The following is a 239-nucleotide window of genomic DNA, read 5'->3' on the forward strand; positions in this document are numbered from 1 at the left end:
CTTCAGCCATGGTACGCCTTCTCCTTTCTTTTCAGCCGCTTTTCTTTCGTTTGAAAATGACAGGAGACCGTATGTCCTTCCTCTACCTCAATCAGCTCTGGTTTCTTGGAAAAGCAAACCTCTTGTGCATATGGACAACGATCGGCAAAATGACAGCCAGGAATGGGCTCACGTAAATCAGGCGGAGTTCCAGGAATGGTCGAAAGCTTTTCCTCGTTCTCACTATCACTCGTAATCTG

At 46.9% G+C, this 239-nt stretch carries 1 protein-coding gene; it reads right to left on the reverse strand.

The features are described 5' to 3' along the window. Positions 1–2: 2 nt before the first annotated feature. Positions 3–239: oligopeptide/dipeptide ABC transporter ATP-binding protein (locus RYX56_RS24995; protein WP_336623202.1), on the reverse strand; the 237-nt coding region annotated here is incomplete at its 5' end.

The sequence above is a fragment of the Alkalihalophilus lindianensis genome, from assembly GCF_032843265.1.
Taxonomy (GTDB): Bacteria; Bacillota; Bacilli; order Bacillales; family Bacillaceae_D; genus Alkalihalophilus; species Alkalihalophilus lindianensis.